This is a genomic window from Staphylococcus sp. EG-SA-14 (assembly GCF_017151935.1).
Taxonomy (GTDB): domain Bacteria; phylum Bacillota; class Bacilli; order Staphylococcales; family Staphylococcaceae; genus Staphylococcus; species Staphylococcus aureus.
Genome location: NZ_JACVZM010000108.1, coordinates 1 through 246 on the forward strand (window position 1 = coordinate 1; position 246 = coordinate 246).

1 pseudogene is annotated in these 246 nt (G+C 35.0%); it reads right to left on the reverse strand.

What is annotated here, in order from left to right:
• Window positions 1-127 (reverse strand): annotated as a pseudogene (locus IDG63_RS14835) (hypothetical protein); the annotation flags it as partial.
• Window positions 128-246 lie beyond the last annotated feature (119 nt).

A 246-nucleotide genomic window follows, 5' to 3' on the forward strand; every position in this document is an offset into this window, starting at 1 on the left:
GATCCACTGCACCTGTAATCATAAATAGGGCACCTTTAAATGTTGCATGGTTGATTAAATGGAATATTGCAGCCGTAAATGCAGCAGCATATATTTTGCTATCATCGCCTTGATAGTGATAACTAATTCGATTATTGAACCAGCTACATCTTCGATTAATCATACGGTAATTGATGATGTTGAATTCCATATGTTCCATGGATTAACGCCTGCCTTTTTATCAACATTAGTGATTTATATTTTAGG